The 15,113-nt window shown below is 71.4% G+C and carries 11 protein-coding genes and 1 tRNA gene; 6 read left to right on the forward strand and 6 right to left on the reverse strand.

Annotated elements, in window-relative coordinates; translation table 11 throughout:
• Nucleotides 1–56: 56 nt before the first annotated feature.
• Nucleotides 57–3,920 carry a Pls/PosA family non-ribosomal peptide synthetase gene (locus tag OO69_RS28530; RefSeq protein ID WP_033283690.1) on the reverse strand — a complete coding sequence of 1,288 codons (3,864 nt, stop codon included), beginning with the start codon at nucleotides 3,918–3,920 and terminating at the stop codon, nucleotides 57–59.
• A 279-nt stretch (nucleotides 3,921–4,199) separates the two neighbouring features.
• Nucleotides 4,200–4,284: transfer RNA gene (locus OO69_RS28535), tRNA-Leu, on the reverse strand.
• Nucleotides 4,285–4,483: 199 nt separating this feature from the next.
• Here OO69_RS28535 and OO69_RS28540 point away from each other — a divergent pair.
• The 3 genes from OO69_RS28540 (at nucleotide 4,484) to OO69_RS53755 (ending at nucleotide 7,430) form a co-directional block, all read left to right on the forward strand.
• Entirely contained in the window at nucleotides 4,484–5,809 is a 1,326-nt protein-coding gene (locus tag OO69_RS28540; RefSeq protein WP_033283691.1) for a M20/M25/M40 family metallo-hydrolase, read from the forward strand.
• Nucleotides 5,810–5,994: 185 nt separating this feature from the next.
• Nucleotides 5,995–6,228, forward strand: coding sequence for a chaplin ChpH (chpH, locus tag OO69_RS28545; RefSeq protein ID WP_019059153.1), 234 nt, complete (start codon nucleotides 5,995–5,997; stop codon nucleotides 6,226–6,228).
• Nucleotides 6,229–6,359: 131 nt separating this feature from the next.
• Nucleotides 6,360–7,430, forward strand: a complete 1,071-nt coding sequence (locus OO69_RS53755; RefSeq protein ID WP_033283692.1) for a chaplin — start codon at nucleotides 6,360–6,362, stop codon at nucleotides 7,428–7,430.
• Between the two features lie 75 nt (nucleotides 7,431–7,505).
• Here OO69_RS53755 and OO69_RS28555 read toward each other — a convergent pair whose 3' ends face one another.
• Nucleotides 7,506–7,694, reverse strand: a complete 189-nt coding sequence (locus tag OO69_RS28555; RefSeq protein WP_005485166.1) for a DUF5703 family protein — start codon at nucleotides 7,692–7,694, stop codon at nucleotides 7,506–7,508.
• A 47-nt stretch (nucleotides 7,695–7,741) separates the two neighbouring features.
• Here OO69_RS28555 and OO69_RS28560 point away from each other — a divergent pair, with 47 nt between their 5' ends.
• Entirely contained in the window at nucleotides 7,742–8,467 is a 726-nt protein-coding gene (locus OO69_RS28560) for a hypothetical protein (protein WP_033283693.1), read from the forward strand.
• Nucleotides 8,468–8,561: 94 nt separating this feature from the next.
• Here OO69_RS28560 and OO69_RS28565 read toward each other — a convergent pair whose 3' ends face one another.
• Nucleotides 8,562–10,835 (reverse strand): ATP-dependent DNA helicase, encoded by a 2,274-nt coding sequence (locus OO69_RS28565; RefSeq protein WP_033283694.1) that lies wholly within the window; start codon nucleotides 10,833–10,835, stop codon nucleotides 8,562–8,564.
• Nucleotides 10,832–11,815, reverse strand: coding sequence for an aldo/keto reductase (locus OO69_RS28570; protein WP_033283695.1), 984 nt, complete (start codon nucleotides 11,813–11,815; stop codon nucleotides 10,832–10,834). The genes OO69_RS28565 and OO69_RS28570 overlap by 4 nt, the downstream gene beginning before the upstream one ends.
• 186 nt (nucleotides 11,816–12,001) lie before the next feature.
• Between OO69_RS28570 and OO69_RS28575 the strand changes: the two genes are divergently transcribed.
• Nucleotides 12,002–13,057 carry an LLM class F420-dependent oxidoreductase gene (locus tag OO69_RS28575; protein ID WP_033283696.1) on the forward strand — a complete coding sequence of 352 codons (1,056 nt, stop codon included), beginning with the start codon at nucleotides 12,002–12,004 and terminating at the stop codon, nucleotides 13,055–13,057.
• 236 nt (nucleotides 13,058–13,293) lie between these two features.
• On the forward strand, nucleotides 13,294–14,082 hold the full coding sequence (locus tag OO69_RS28580) for a hypothetical protein (RefSeq protein WP_033283697.1): 789 nt from the start codon (nucleotides 13,294–13,296) through the stop codon (nucleotides 14,080–14,082).
• 14 nt (nucleotides 14,083–14,096) lie between these two features.
• Here the strand turns inward: OO69_RS28580 and corA are convergent, their stop codons facing one another.
• Nucleotides 14,097–15,095: a magnesium/cobalt transporter CorA gene (gene corA / locus OO69_RS28585; protein ID WP_033283698.1), complete on the reverse strand. Its 999-nt coding sequence runs from the start codon at nucleotides 15,093–15,095 to the stop codon at nucleotides 14,097–14,099.
• Between the last annotated feature and the right edge of the window lie 18 nt (nucleotides 15,096–15,113).

A 15,113-nucleotide genomic window follows, 5' to 3' on the forward strand; every position in this document is an offset into this window, starting at 1 on the left:
GCTCGTATCTCGTACCCGTGCACCGCCCTCCGAAGCCGACGCCGCGTGACCTGTGTTCAGGATCGCCATGACTCGATCGGATTGCCCAGCCAGCGGGTGTCGTCCGGGACGGACTCCCCCGCCATCACGAGCGACGCGGGCCCCAGAGTGGTGCGCGCCCCGACCTCGCTGCCGGGCAGGACGATTCCGCCAGGACCCAGCGTCGCGCCCTCACGGAGGACCACAGTATCCGTCCGCAAGATCCGGTCGTGGAAGAGGTGGGTCTGGAGCACACAACCACGGTTCACTGTGGAAGCGTCCTCAAGGGTCACCAGATCGGTCTCGGGCAGCCAGTAGCTCTCCACCCAGACGCCCTTGCCGATGTGCGCCCCGAGCCCGCGCAGCCAGGCCGTCAGCACCGGGGTACCCGGCACCGAACCGGCCAGCCACGGCACCGCCACGACCTCGACGAAGGTGTCCGCCAGCTCGTTGCGCCACACGTAACCGCTCCACAGCGGGTGCTCGTTCCCGCGGTGCCGACCCACCAGGGTCCACTTGGCCACGATCGAGATCAGCCCGGCCAGCGCACCCATGGCGATCAGCACGAGCCCCGACAGCAGCGGCGCCCACACCCCCAGCGCGCACAGCGCGGCCACCGTCAGCACGGCAAGCCCCGCCGAGCAGAACACCGGCACGATCCGGCACAGCTCCACCAGCCCGCGCGCCCACAGAAGCTTCGCCGGCGGGTCGTACGTCCGGCTCTGGTCGCCGCCGCTCGTGCTGCGCGGCAGCTTCACCGGCGGCAGGCCCAGGTACGACGTGCCCTTCTTCGCCTTCTTCGGCGTCGCCGACAGCACCCCGACGAGCCCGCCGTCCGGCACGCTCCGCCCGGGCGCGGTCATCCCGGAGTTCCCGAGGAACGCCCGCCGCCCGATCTCGGCCCGCCCGATGTGCACCCAGCCGCCACCGAGTTCGTACGGCGCGGTCAGCGTGTCGTCGGCCAGGAAGGCACCCTCGCCGACCGTGGTCAGGCTCGGCAGCGCGAGCACGGTCGACACCTCGGCGCCGCGCCCGATCCGCATCCCGAGCAGCCGCAGCCACACCGGCGTGACGAGCCCGGCGTACAGCGGGAACAGGGTCTCGCGGGAGAGGTCCATCAACTGCGTCACGGTCCACGCCTGCCAGCCGATCCGGCTGTGCGTCGGGTGCGTACCCTCACGCAGGCCGAGGCTGAGCAGTCGTACACCGATCAGGATCAGCAGCGCGTACGTCAGCCCGAAGGCCAGCGTCGCCGGGACCAGCGCGACCGACGCGCCCCGCAGGGCCTCGCCGAGCCCGTCACCGGGCGCGATGAACGCGCTCGCCACCAGCAGTGCTACGGCGCCGGAGACCACCGGGAGCATGGTGAGCGCGAAGCCCGTCACGCCGTACATCACCCGCCAGTACGTGCCCCGCTGCGGGCGCTCCTTGGGCCAGTTGCGCTTGGCCTTGCCGAGCTTGACCGCAGGGGCGCCCGCCCAGCGCTGGCCGGTCGGGACCGTGCCGGTGACGGCCGAACCCGGCGCCACCTCGGCCCGCTTGCCCACCCGGGCGCCGGGGAACAGCATGCTGCGCGTGCCGACGACGGCGTGCGCGCCGACCTTGACCGGGCCGATCTCGAGACGGTCGCCGTCCAGCCAGTAGCCGGACAGGTCCACCTCGGACTCGACCGCGGCACCGCGGCCCATCTTGAGCATGCCGGTGACCGGCGGGAGGGAGTGCAGATCGACGTCAGAGCCGATCTTGGCGCCGAGGGCGCGTGCGTACCGCTCAAGCCACGAGCCCGTCAGTCCGGTCGCCCCGCTGAACTCGGCCAGCCGCTCCGCCGCCCACAGCCGCAGATGGACGCTGCCACCACGGTCGTAGCGACCCGGTTTCACGCCACGCAGCAGCAGGCGTGCGCCGCCCGCGGCGATCGCGAGCCGGCCGGGCGGACTGAAGAGCAGGAGTGCGCCCGCGGCGACCAGCCACCAGGAGGCGGTCGGCAGCCATGCGTAGCCGCCCAGCACATTGCCGAGCGCGGCCAGTGCCACCGTCCAGCGCAGGCCGACCAGGGTGAACAGGGGGACCAGCGCGAGGAGTTGGATCACCTTGGCGCGGGTCGGGACCGGCGCGATCACGCGCGCGGTGCCGTCGCCCTGCGCCGAGTCCTCCAGGTGCCGGGCCAACTTCCGCAGCGTCGGCTGCTGGTAGATGTCGAGGACGGCCGCGCTCGGGTACCGGGTGCGCAGCCGCGTCGTCAACTGGGCGGCGGCCAGGCTGCTTCCGCCGATCGCGAAGAAGTCGTCGGCCGCGCTGCTCACGGGGATGCCGAGCACCTCGGCCCACTGCTCCGCGAGCCAGGCCTCCGTGCCGTAGAGCTGCTCCTTGGCGCCTGCGGTCTCCAGGCCTTCGAGCGGCCAGGGGAGGGCGTTGCGGTCGACCTTGCCCGACGTGCGGGTGGGGAGGTCCTCGACCGGGGCGATCAACGGCACGAGGGCGGCGGGCAGTTCGGCCCGGAGCTTCTCGACGGCGGCGGCCTGGTCCCAGCCCTCCTGGGTGACGACATAGCCGACGAGGAGCTGGTTGCCGCTGCGCGCGGTGCGCACGGCGGCGGCCGCTCCGGCGACACCGGGCAGCGCCTGGAGCGCCGCGTCGACCTCGCCCAGCTCGATCCGGCGTCCGCCGAGCTTGATCTGCTCGTCGGCGCGGCCGAGGAAGATCAGTCCTTCGGGCTCGGCCTTGACCAAGTCGCCGCTGCGGTACGCCCGTTCCCAGCCGAGGGACTCAAGAGGCGCGTACTTCTCCGCGTCCTTCTCGGGGTCGAGATAGCGGGCGAGACCGACACCGCCGATCACCAACTGCCCACTGCCGCCCATCGGTACGGGCACCCCGGCCTCGTCGACGACGGCCAACTCCCAGCCGTTCAGGGGGAGTCCGATGCGGATCGGCTCGTCGCCGGTCATCAGGGAGGCACAGGCCACGACGGTCGCCTCGGTGGGCCCGTACGTGTTCCAGACCTCACGGCCCTCGGTGACCAGGCGCTGCACCAGCTCGGGCGGACAGGCCTCACCGCCGAAGATCAGCAGGCGTACGTCGTTCAGCGCCTCCGGCTCCCAGAGGGAGGCCAGGGTCGGCACGGTCGAGACGACGCTGATGTCCTGCTCGACCAGCCAGGGGCCGAGGTCGGCGCCGCTGCGGACCTGCGAGCGCGGCACCGGCACCAGGCAGGCGCCGTAGCGCCAGGCCAGCCACATCTCCTCGCAGGACGCGTCGAAGGCGACGGACAGCCCCGCCATGACCCTGTCACCCGGACCGATGGGGTCCTCGGTGAGGAACAGGGCCGCCTCGGCGTCCACGAAGGCCGCCGCGCTGCGGTGGGTGACGGCGACGCCCTTGGGCTTGCCGGTGGAGCCGGAGGTGAAGATGATCCACGCGTCCTGCTCGACACCGGGCCGGGCGGCCGGGGCGTCACTGTGCCCGAGGACGGTCAGCGCGTGCTCGGCGCCGATGACGGCGCGGACGTCGGCCTCGCCGAAGACCAGCTCGGCCCGCTCGTCCGGGTCCTCGGCGTCGACGGGGACGTAGGCGGCACCGGCGGCGAGTACGGCGAGGATCGCGATGTAGAGGTCGTTGGTCCCGGACGGGACCCGCACGCCGACCCGGTCACCGAGGCCGACACCGGCCGCGGCCAGGGTGCGGCGCAGGGTCTCCACCTCGACGGCCAGCGCACGGTAGGTGAGGCGGACGGTGCCGTCGTCCAGGGCGAGCTCGTCGGGATACGACCGCACCGAGGCGTCGAGAATGTCGACAAGGGTGCGGGCCGAGGCGGCCGGCGCCGCAGAGAAGCGTGCCGTATCGCCGAACTGTGTGCGGATCTCTTCGTCAAGCCCGAGAGCACTGCTCTCGTGTATGGCTGCCATCGGTCCTCGCGTCTCGAACCCGGACAACTCCGGGGTGCTGGCGGGCCCGCAGGTATGCCTGGGGTTGTCCAGCTCCAGCTCCGTTCCGTAACAAGCCGGAAATTTTAGTACGACGCTAGGCTCCGGGCCTGCCGACGGCCACTCGGGGCGGCCGAACGGGGGCGCTCCGTGAGCGCGCGACAACGCTCTGACCTGGTGATCTTCAGGCCGAAGGAGACATCCCCCACAAATGCGGCGAGGGCCGCGACCTGTACTGGTCACGACCCTCGCCGTCGTATGTGTCCGAGGGGGGACTTGAACCCCCACGCCCGATAAAGGGCACTAGCACCTCAAGCTAGCGCGTCTGCCATTCCGCCACCCGGACAAGGTGTCTGTCGCGCGTGGTTTCCCCCGCGGCGACGAAGGAAACATTACCAGGCTTCCAGGGGTGGCCGATCACCCCCTGTTCCCGCCCGCGTCCCGCGTGAACGGCGTGTGACGGGCCGGGACCGCCCTTGGGGTGCGGCGGGATGGGGAGAGAGGATGGGGGAGGACCGCCAGCAGTGACAGTGGGAGGAAGCAGCGTGAGCGACACGGACACGGCCAAGGGCGTCACCGGCGAGGACGAGGTCGTGGACCTCTGCCGCGAGCTGATCCGGATCGACACCAGCAACTACGGCGACCACTCGGGCCCGGGTGAGCGCAAGGCGGCCGAGTACGTCGCCGAGCAGCTCGCCGAGGTGGGCCTCGAACCCAAGATCTTCGAGTCGCACCCGGGACGCGCCTCCACGGTGGCCCGGATCGAGGGCACGGACCCCTCCCGGCCCGCGCTCCTCATCCACGGCCACCTGGACGTCGTACCGGCGAACGCGGCGGACTGGACCCACCACCCCTTCTCCGGCGAGGTCGCCGACGGGTGCGTGTGGGGCCGTGGCGCGGTCGACATGAAGGACATGGACGCGATGACCCTGGCGGTCGTCCGCGACCGGCTGCGCAGCGGGCGCAGGCCCCCGCGCGACATCGTGGTCGCCTTCCTCGCGGACGAGGAGGCGGGCGGTACGTACGGAGCGCGGCACCTCGTCGACAACCACCGCGAGCTCTTCGACGGCGTCACCGAGGGCATCAGCGAGGTCGGCGGGTTCTCGTTCACGGTGAGCGAGGAGCGGCGGCTCTATCTGATCCAGACGGCCGAGAAGGGCATGCACTGGATGAAGCTGACCGTGGCCGGCACCGCCGGGCACGGGTCGATGATCCACCGGGACAACGCGATCACCGAGCTGTCCGAGGCCGTCGCGCGGGTGGGTCGGCACAAGTTCCCGGTGCGGGTCACCAAGACGACCCGGGCCTTCCTCGACGAACTCGGCGACGCGCTCGGCACCCCGCTCGACCCGGAGGACATGGAGGCGACCCTCAAGCGGCTCGGCGGCATCGCCAAGCTCATCGGCGCGACCCTCAGCAACACCGCCAACCCGACGCAGCTGAACGCCGGTTACAAGGTCAACGTCATCCCCGGCGAGGCCACCGCCAACGTCGACGGGCGCTTCCTGCCCGGCCACGAGGAGGAGTTCCTCGCCGACCTCGACCGGATCCTCGGCCCGAAGGTCAAGCGCGAGGACGTCCACTCGGACAAGGCCCTGGAGACCTCCTTCGACGGCCCGCTCGTCGAGGCCATGCAGGCCTCGCTGCTCGCCGAGGACCCGACCGCGAAGGCCGTCCCGTACATGCTCTCCGGCGGTACGGACGCCAAATCCTTCGACGACCTGGGCATCCGTGGCTTCGGCTTCGCGCCGCTCAAGCTGCCGCCGGAGCTGGACTTCGCGGGCATGTTCCACGGCGTCGACGAGCGGGTGCCGGTGGACGGGCTGAAGTTCGGGGTGCGGGTGCTGGACCGGTTCATCGACGCGTCCTGAAGTCGCGCCCTGAAGTCGTGTCCTGAAACACCGGTCGACGTCGGTTGACGCCGGAATTCGACCGCGCGTACGGAGGTGACCGGGAAGAGTGAATGTGCTCATAAGCTCGTAGCTCCATTACTCCCTCCTCGTTACAGGTGATGCGATCGGCAACACGAGATCGCTTTTGCCAACAAGGAGGAATAATGATCAAGAAGGTCGTCGCCGCTGCGGCTGCCACCGGTGGCCTGGTTCTCGCGGGAGCGGGCCTGGCCGTCGCCGACTCGGGCGCTCAGGGTGCCGCCGTGCACTCCCCGGGTGTCGTTTCCGGCAACGTCATCCAGGTTCCCGTGCACGTCCCGGTGAACGTGTGCGGCAACACGATCTCGGTGATCGGTCTGCTGAACCCCGCCTTCGGCAACACCTGCGTCAACAAGTGACGTCGCCCCTCTAGGGGGTGACCACGTCCTCGGCCCCGGAGCGCGCGCCATGCGCTCCGGGGCCGACGGTCTTTGTGCGGGAAATCGCGCGAGGAATTCAGTCAGGATGAAAGGCAGGGGGGAATTCAGCAATGCGACAGGTCACTCGAAAAAGCTTGATGACCGTGGCGGCCGCGACCGGGGTGATCGCCGCCGCGGGCGGTGTCGCCCACGCCGACTCGGGCGCCACGGGCTCCAGTTCGGACTCGGCCGGCGTACTGTCCGGCAACACCGTGCAGGCACCGGTGCACGTGCCGGTCAACGTCTGCGGCAACACCGTGAACGTGGTGGGGATCCTCAACCCGGCGGTCGGCAACAAGTGCGGCAACCCGGGCGGGGGCAGCGGTCACGGGAGTGGCGGCCACGGTTCGTCGGGCGGGTACGGGGACTCCGGTGGTTACGGCGACTCCGGGGGCTACGGCGGCTCGGGCGGACACGGCGCGCACGGCGGCTCAGGGGGCTCGCACGCCGGCGGACACGCCTCGAACTCGCCCGGCGTCGGCTCCGGCAACCACGTCCAGGTACCGGTCGACGTACCGGTGAACGTCTGCGGCAACAGCGTCGACGTCATCGGCATCGGCAACGCCGTCACCGGCAACGACTGTGCGAACAACGGGAGTTGGAGCGGGGGCGGGCACCACGGCGGCGGCCATGACCACGGGACGCCTCCGGGGGGTGGCGGCCACCATGGGGGCGGTCATCACGGGACACCTCCGGGCGGGGGCGGACATCACGGGGGCGGTCACAACGGGGGCGGTCACGACGGGGGTGGCCATGATCACGGGACCCCTCCGGGCGGTGGCGGCCACCACCCTGGCGGCGGTCATCACCACGGCACGCCTCCCGGTCACGGCGGACACCACGGCACGCACCCGGGCGGCGGTCACGGGACCACCCCGCCGGGGACGCCGAGCCACCCGGGCACTCCCGGCACGCCCACCCACCCCACGTCACCGGGCACCTCGCCGATCAAGGGCGGTCAGACGCCGATCGGTTCCGTGCACGTGAACCAGCCCGGCGCGCAGTCCGGCGTCCGGTCCCCGGGCGGCGCGCAGCTCGCGCACACCGGCAGCGAACTGCCGCTCGGGCTCGCCCTGCCGGTCGGCGCGGGCGCGCTGGTCGCGGGCGCGGTGCTGTACCGCAAGGCGCGGGCCTCGATGTAGCTCCCGAACACATGTGATCTGCGCAACGGAGGGGCCCCGCACTGCCGGGGCCCGCTCCGTTTCGCCCGGCTCAGCTCACCACGTGGCGCGCACCTGGCGGATGATCCGCCGGCGCAGCCGCACCCTGCGACTCCCGTCGCGCAGCAGGCTCAGTCGGTCCAATTCCCAGTGTCCGTACTCGGCATGGTCCGTCAGCAGACGTGTGGCGTCCTTGCGGGAGACCCCGCGCGGTACGTACACGTCGACAAATTCGTATTCCGGCATCGCATCTATTGTGCGGGCAGAGCCCCGGTACGGATAGCGTCTGCACTATGTCTGATGCTGCGCAGCCAACCGCTGCCGAGGTACGCGCCGCCGCCGAGGCGGTCAAGACCGCGCTCGACCGCCACCTGGCCGCGGTCGAAGGCCGGTCGGGGGAGGACGACCCGGCCGTCTACGAGGCGTTCAACCAGCTCGCCGCGGCCGCCGAGGTCTACGACGAGCTGCTCTACGACCGTTATGACGAGGTCACGCCTTTCGAGATCCCCGGTACGGAAGACTCCCTGCCGCCGTACACCGGCCCGGAGGAGCCGAACGCGGTGAGCGTGCTGATCCGCCGTGACTACGCCGTGGCGGAGCCGCAGCGGCTGCTGGCCCAGGCGCAGCGGGTCGAGGCGGCGGTCGGCGACGGCACGGGCACGGAGGCCTCCGGCACGATCCACGGCGCGCTCGGCATCCTCTTCGACGAGTTCGAGGCGGACGAGATCGCCTCCCGGCCCAAGGAGTTCGGCCTCGAAGAAGGCGACTCCACGCTCTGGGTGACCGCTGCCGACGAGACGGCCGACCCCGGCGCCTGGCTGGAGGCCCCCTTCGAGGGCGTCGATCCGCAGCGTGTGGTCTGCCGCTTCGACGTCAGCGCGGTCTTCGACGACGAGATCAACGACGAGATCGACGACATCGACGAGGTGGAGGACGAGATCGAGGACGAACTCGATCCCGACCTGGACGCGGATCTGGACGAGGACGAGGACCTGGAGGCGCTGGAAGCGGATCGCTGACCGCGCCGGGCCCAGCTGTTGAGACGACGACGGCGGCGGTCACCAAGGGAGTCCCTCGGTGACCGCCGCCGTCTGTCGTCCGTGCCGTCCGGGCTCAGACCTGCGCCGGGACCTGCGGTCGCAGCAGCACCGGCAGCCGGGTCGTCCGCGGCTTGGCCGGGACCTCGGCGACGGCCCGGGGCAGCGCCTGGTCCACACCGTGGACGACGGACAGATGCCGGTCCGCCCGGCTGAACGCCGTGTACACCCAGGGCCGGCTGAGCGCCTGCGCCGCGTCCCCGGGCAGCACCACGACCACCGCGGGCCACCGCGCCCCCACGGCCTGGTGCGCGGTCAGCGCCCACCCGTGCCGCACGGACTGCTCGACCCGCTCCTTCGGTACGACGACGGGCCCGCCGGCGCACGCGAGGTGCAGCCCCTCGGCGTCGGCGTTCACCACCCGGCCGGGAACCGTACGGCCCGGGGTGGGGGAGTACGCGATCCGGTCGCCGGGGTCGAAGCCGCCGAAGCGGCCGGGGCCGGGGTTGAGCCGCTCCTTCAGCGCCACGTTCAGGGCGCGGGTGCCGGCCGCGCCGCCGTGGCCCGGGGTGATCACCACGGTCTGCTCGGCCGGGACGCCGATCACGCGCGGCACCGAGTCGGCGACGAGCTGCACGGTCCGGTGCACGGCCTCACCGGCGTCGCGCACCGGCACGATCACGACCTCCTTGCCCGGGGCCTCCACCTGGTTCAGCTCACCGATGCCGATGCCCGAGACCAGCTCGCCCACGGGACCGAGATCCGGGCGCCGCGAGACGACCTGGGGGCAGGCCTTCGACGCGAGCAGATCCGCGAAGACCCGCCCGGCACCCGCCGACCACAACACGGCCGGATCCCCGGCCAGCACCAGCCGGGCCCCGTCCGGCAACGACTCACTGAGCAACGCCGCCGTCTCTACGTCCAGTTGAGGCGCGTCCAGCACGACGAGGAGATCCAGGTCGAGGGCGCCGTCCGCGTCCCGCCCGGGCCCTTCGGCACCGGACAGGAGTCCGGCGACGGTGGCGGCGCGGGGGCCGTCATCCGGGGCGGGGCTGTCCGACTCGGCGGACGCGGCTCCCTCCGGCTCGGTGGACGACGAGCTTCCCGACTCCGCCTTCCGGGTCAGCAACGCCGCGAACCGGTCCCGCCCCACCGGACTGTGGGCGGCGGCCCAGACACGCAACCCGAAACCCGCCGCCGCGCGGAGCAGCGCCGCCGGTTCCTCCAGGGCAGCCTCCCCGCCGGTGTGGAGCACCAGGCCGTGGCCCGCGACCGCGCGGATCAGCTCGCCTGTGGAGCCCTTGGCGGCACCGGCCTGTTCCCAGTCCGCCGCCGAACCGTCCTCCTTCGGGACCGAGTTGATCAGCTTGGCGAGTCCGTCGGCGAGGCTCTCCTCGGCGAGCGCGTACCGCTCCAGGCCGATCAGCACGCGGACCGGACGCTCCTCGGCCTCCGTGTCCTCGTCGGACGTGTCGTCGTCGCGCTGCACCGGGACCGCGGGCTCGTCCAACGCGTCCTGGAAGACCAGCACTTCACCCTCGGCGATGGCGCTCTGCGTCGCCGCGTCCGGGTCGGGCACGCCCTGCTTGGCCAGTGCTGCCGTCAACGCCGAGGCCTCCAGGGCCGTATGCCCGGCCAGCGCCGCCTGTTCCAGCAGCCAGCCGATGACCGCGCGGCCCCGCCGCTCGTCGTCCGGCGCGCACTCGTCGCCGAGCAGCGCCCGCGCGAACCCGTCGGCCTGCTCGGGCCGTACCCCCGGGACGCGCAGCAACTGCCAGGGATCCTCGCGGAGTTGGTCGTCCCCGCTCTCGCCGAGCGCCGCCGCGACCTGGGCCGCGAGCGTCTCGGGCGCACCGCCCTCGGCCAGCACACGCCGTACGGACTCGACGGTCTCGGTCGCGGGGGCGCCGGGCTCGGTCGGGACGGGCTGTGGCTGTCGTACCGCTTCGGGGGCGGCCGATCGGCGCGGGGCGGCGGGTTCCGGCTTGGCGAAGGGGGTGGTCACAGGCTTGTCGCCGCTCTCCACGGCCCGTACCGCCGCGAGCAGATCGGCGGCCGTGCCGGTGAGCTTGGCCCCGGCCGCGATGGGCCCGGCCTTCTCCGCCTTGCGCCGCTCGATGCGCTCCCGCTCCACCTGCTGCGCCAGCAACTCGGCGGCGGCCTCGGACAGTTCGGGAGCGGCCTCGGCCTTGGCCTCACCGCTGCTCTCGGTGCCTTCTGCGGCCGGTTCCTCACCGGTGCTCTCGGCGCCCGAGGCTACGTCCGCCCCCGCGCCCTCGGCACCCTCCCCGGTGTCCGTGCCCGTGTCCTCGGACGGCGAGGTCTCCGTGGTCTCCGGGTCCGTGCTCACAGCGTGCTCCAGTCGTGATCGGGATAGCGGTGCAGAGGCGCCGACACATCGTCGAGCGCTCGGCAGATCTCGTCAGGAAGACTAAGGGCCTCCACTGACAATGCGGCCGTGAGCTGCTGCGCGTTGCGCGCGCCGACGATCGGGGCGGCCACCCCGGGCCGGTCGCGGACCCAGGCGAGGGCGACCTGGAGGGGTGTCACGGCGAGCCCGTCCGCGGCGATGGTCACCGCGTCCACGATGCGGGCCGCCGTGTCGTCGAGGTACGGCGCGACGAAGGGCGCCATGTGCTCCGAGGCGCCGCGAGAGTCGACCGGCGTCGCCTGCCGGTACTTGCCGGTCAGGACCCCGCGCCCGAGCGGCGAGGAGGGCAGCAGCCCGATGCCCAGGTCGAGCGCGGCCGGCAGCACCTCGCGCTCCACGCCCCGCTGCAGCAGCGAGTACTCCAGCTGCGTGCTCGCCAGCCGCGTCCGCGTGCCCGGCGCCGCCAGCTGCCAGGTCGCCGCCTTGGCCAATTGCCAGCCGCAGTAGTTCGAGACGCCCGCGTAGCGCGCCCGCCCGCTGCTGACCGCCAGGTCGAGGGCCTGGAGGGTCTCCTCCAGCGGCGTGAACGGGTCGAAGCCGTGGATGTGCCAGACGTCGACGTAGTCCGTGCCGAGGCGGGCCAGGGAGGCGTCCAGCGCGGCGAGCAGATGGCCGCGCGAGCCGTCGAAGCGGCGGTCGGGGTCGGGTACGCTCCCCGCCTTCGTCGAGATGACCAGGTCCCGGCGCGGCACGAGCCCTTCTATGAGCTGTCCGAGCAGGTACTCGGCCTCCCCGTCGCCGTACACGTCCGCCGTGTCGACGAGGGTGCCGCCGGCCTCCCAGAACGCCTTCAAGAGGTCCGCGGCGTCATGCTCGTCGGTGTCGCGCCCCCACGTGAGGGTGCCGAGTCCGATCCGGGACACACGAAGGCCGGTACGGCCGAGATGCCTCTGCTCCATGAACGCCGAGATTACTGGCCTGAACCTGCGGTGTGGTGGCCTGTGGATAACCGATTTCCACGATGATCCACAGTCCCTCCCGCGGCACGCTCCGTGATCACTCACCGGTACCCGTCCTGTCCGCTCCGGCCACCGCGCGCTAGGGTCGGCACAACAGCGACGTTACTGATCGGTAAGGGGTCTGCCATGCAGCTCGGGATCAACCTCGGCTACTGGGGTGCCGGAATGGACGGCGACAATCTCGCCGTGGCGCAGGAGGCCGACCGCCTCGGCTACTCGGTGTGCTGGGCCGCCGAGGCCTACGGCTCCGACGCGGCCACGGTGCTCACCTGGGTCGCCGCGCAGACCGAGCGCATCGACGTCGGCTCGGCCATCTTCCAGATCCCGGCCCGCCAGCCCGCGATGACCGCGATGACCGCCGCGACCCTCGACTCGCTCTCCGGCGGCCGCTTCCGCCTCGGCCTCGGCGTCTCGGGCCCCCAGGTCTCCGAGGGCTGGTACGGCGTCAAGTTCGACAAGCCGCTGGCACGCACGCGTGAGTACGTCGAGATCGTCCGCAAGGCGATGACCCGCGAGCGCCTGTCCTACGACGGTGAGCACTGGACGCTGCCGCTGCCCGGCGGCCCGGGCAAGCCCCTCAAGCTGACCGTGCACCCGGAGCGCGAGCACATCCCGCTCTACATCGCGGCGATCGGCCCGAAGAACCTGGAGCAGACCGGCGAGATCGCCGACGGCGCGCTGCTCATCTTCCCGTCGGCCGAGCACCTGGAGGACACCGCCATCAAGCACCTGCGGGCCGGGCGCGAGAAGGCGGGCAAGACCCTGGAGGGCTTCGACATCGTCCCGACGGTCCCGCTCGCCTTCGGCGAGGACAAGGACGTCGAGAAGCTCGCCGACACCTTCCGCCCGTACACCGCGCTGTACGTCGGAGGCATGGGCAGCCGACAGCAGAACTTCTACAACAAGCTGGCCCAGCGCATGGGCTTCGAGGCGGCCGCCGCCGAGATCCAGGACAAGTACCTGGCCGGCGACAAGGACGGCGCCGCTGCCGCCATCCCGCACGACCTCATCGACAAGACGACACTGCTGGGTTCCGTCGACCGCATCGCGGACCGGATGAAGGAGTACGCGGCGGCCGGTGTCACCACCCTGACGCTCGCCCCCGCCGGCTGGACCCTGGAGGAGCGGATCGCCGCCCTCCGCGCCGGAACGGAAGCACTGGAGCGCGCGGGTCTCGCGTAACCCGGCTCTGCCGTACGGAAGTTTTCTACGGCCGTGGTGGGGGCTCGGGGGGTCTTCCCCGCCACGGCCGTCACGGGGAACAACGCGCGGCGGGCCGTGCGGTTACGCCCCCGACAGGACATCCGTAGTCCTCCTTTTGGCGGAGTTGTCCGACAGTGCTGTTGCGGCACCTCTGACGTCGCATTTGACTCGTTCTTTGCGGAATGCGGCGGAATCCTGCATGGAGGTGCGTTCAGATGCTGTCGGCCAAGAGTCTGTTCCAGGAGATCCTCGACAACGACGAGTCGTTCCGGCTGTTCTGCTCCATCGCGGCCAGCGGCGAGTCCCAGGGCGGCTGGGAGAACGGGCGCATTGCCGTCCTCGTCCCGCCGACCGAACGCGACCTCGCCCCCAAGATCAGCCGGCACGGCGCCGACGAGGACAAGCACGGGCGCATTTTCAACGCTCTTCTTAAGAAGCGCGCCCTCCAGCCTGTCCAGGTGCCCGCCGACACCGACTACACGATGCTCCTGGAGCGGCACGGCATCGGCCTCGCGCACGAGAAGCTCAAGGGCGAGGTGGCCCTGACCGTCCAGGACGTCGTCACGTACCTCGCGCACAGCCGGGTCACCGAACAGCGCGCCTCCGAGCAGATGGACCTGCTGCGAAGGCACTTCGCCGACCACCCCGACCTCGGCCGCGCGGTACGGATGATCTCGAACGACGAGGACAACCACCTCGCCTACTGCCACGAGGAGTTGCTGCGCTTCGCGGCCGCCGGACACGGCCGTGCCATCCAACGCACGCTCCGGGAGTGCGCGTTGGCCGAGATCCGCATCTACCGGGACGTCAGCCTCGCGGTGATGGCCCACATGGGACGCGTCCTCGGCTGGCCGCGCGCCAAGTCGGCCGCGCTCGCCGCGGGCATCCACGCCGTGTACGCCTACGAACGGCTCGGCGGCTGGCGGCGGATGGTGTCCCTGAGGATGCCGGAGCGACGTGACGCCCTCGGCGGACCGGCCAGCGCCGCCCCCGAGTTCGCGTAGGCCCAAGAAGCGCTCTACAGCCAGCCGCGCCGCTTGAACGTCCGGTACAGCAGCACCTCCAGGGCGGCCATCAGCAGGATCACCGCCGGGTACCCCCACAGCCAGTGCAGCTCCGGCATGTGGTCGAAGTTCATGCCGTAGATCCCGGCGATCATCGTGGGGACGGCGGCCATGGCGGCCCAGCCGGAGATCTTCCGCATGTCGTCGTTCTGCCGGACGCTGGTCTGCGCGAGATGCGCCGACAGGACGTCCGAGACCAGCCGGTCCAGGCCCTCCACGGACTCGTTGACCTTCATCAGGTGGTCGTTCACGTCACGGAAGAACGGCCGCGACTTGTCGTTCACGAACGGCACCCGGTCACCGGCGAGACCGACGCCCGCGAGCCGGGCCAGTGGCATCGCCAGCGGCCCGGTGGCCCGGCGGAACTCCAGGATCTGCCGCTTGAAGGTGTAGATCCGCGAGGCCGTGGTCCGTGAGCCGCCGCCGGTCGGCGAGAACACCGCCGCCTCCAGCTCCTCCAGGTCGGTCTGCAACTCGCCCGCCACGTCCACGTAGTGGTCGACCACGGCGTCCGCGATCGAGTACAGCACCGCCGTCGGCCCGTGCCGCAGCATCTCCGGCTCCTCCTCAAGACGGTGCCGTACGGCCGCCAGGGGAGCCTCCATGCCGTGCCGGACGGTCACTACGAAGGAGTCGCCCACGAAGACCATGACCTCGCCGGAGGTGACGACGTCGTCGTCGGCCTCGTAGCCCACCGGCTTGAGGACCACGAAGAGCGAGTCGTCGTAGACCTCCAGCTTGGGGCGTTGATGCGCGGTGAGGGCGTCCTCGACGGCCAGGGGGTGCAGCCCGAACTCCTCGGTGACCTTGTCGAACTCCTTCTCCGTGGGCTCGTAGAGGCCGATCCAGACGAAGGCGCCGCCCACTCGACGACAGTGGTCCAGGCCGTCGGAGAAGTCGCCGGGCCCCTCCGTCCGGCGTCCGTCACGGTAGATGGCGTAGTCGACGATCACGGTGCGTATTCTCCCGCC

It is taken from the genome of Streptomyces sp. NRRL F-525, assembly GCF_000716605.1.
GTDB lineage: Bacteria > Actinomycetota > Actinomycetes > Streptomycetales > Streptomycetaceae > Streptomyces.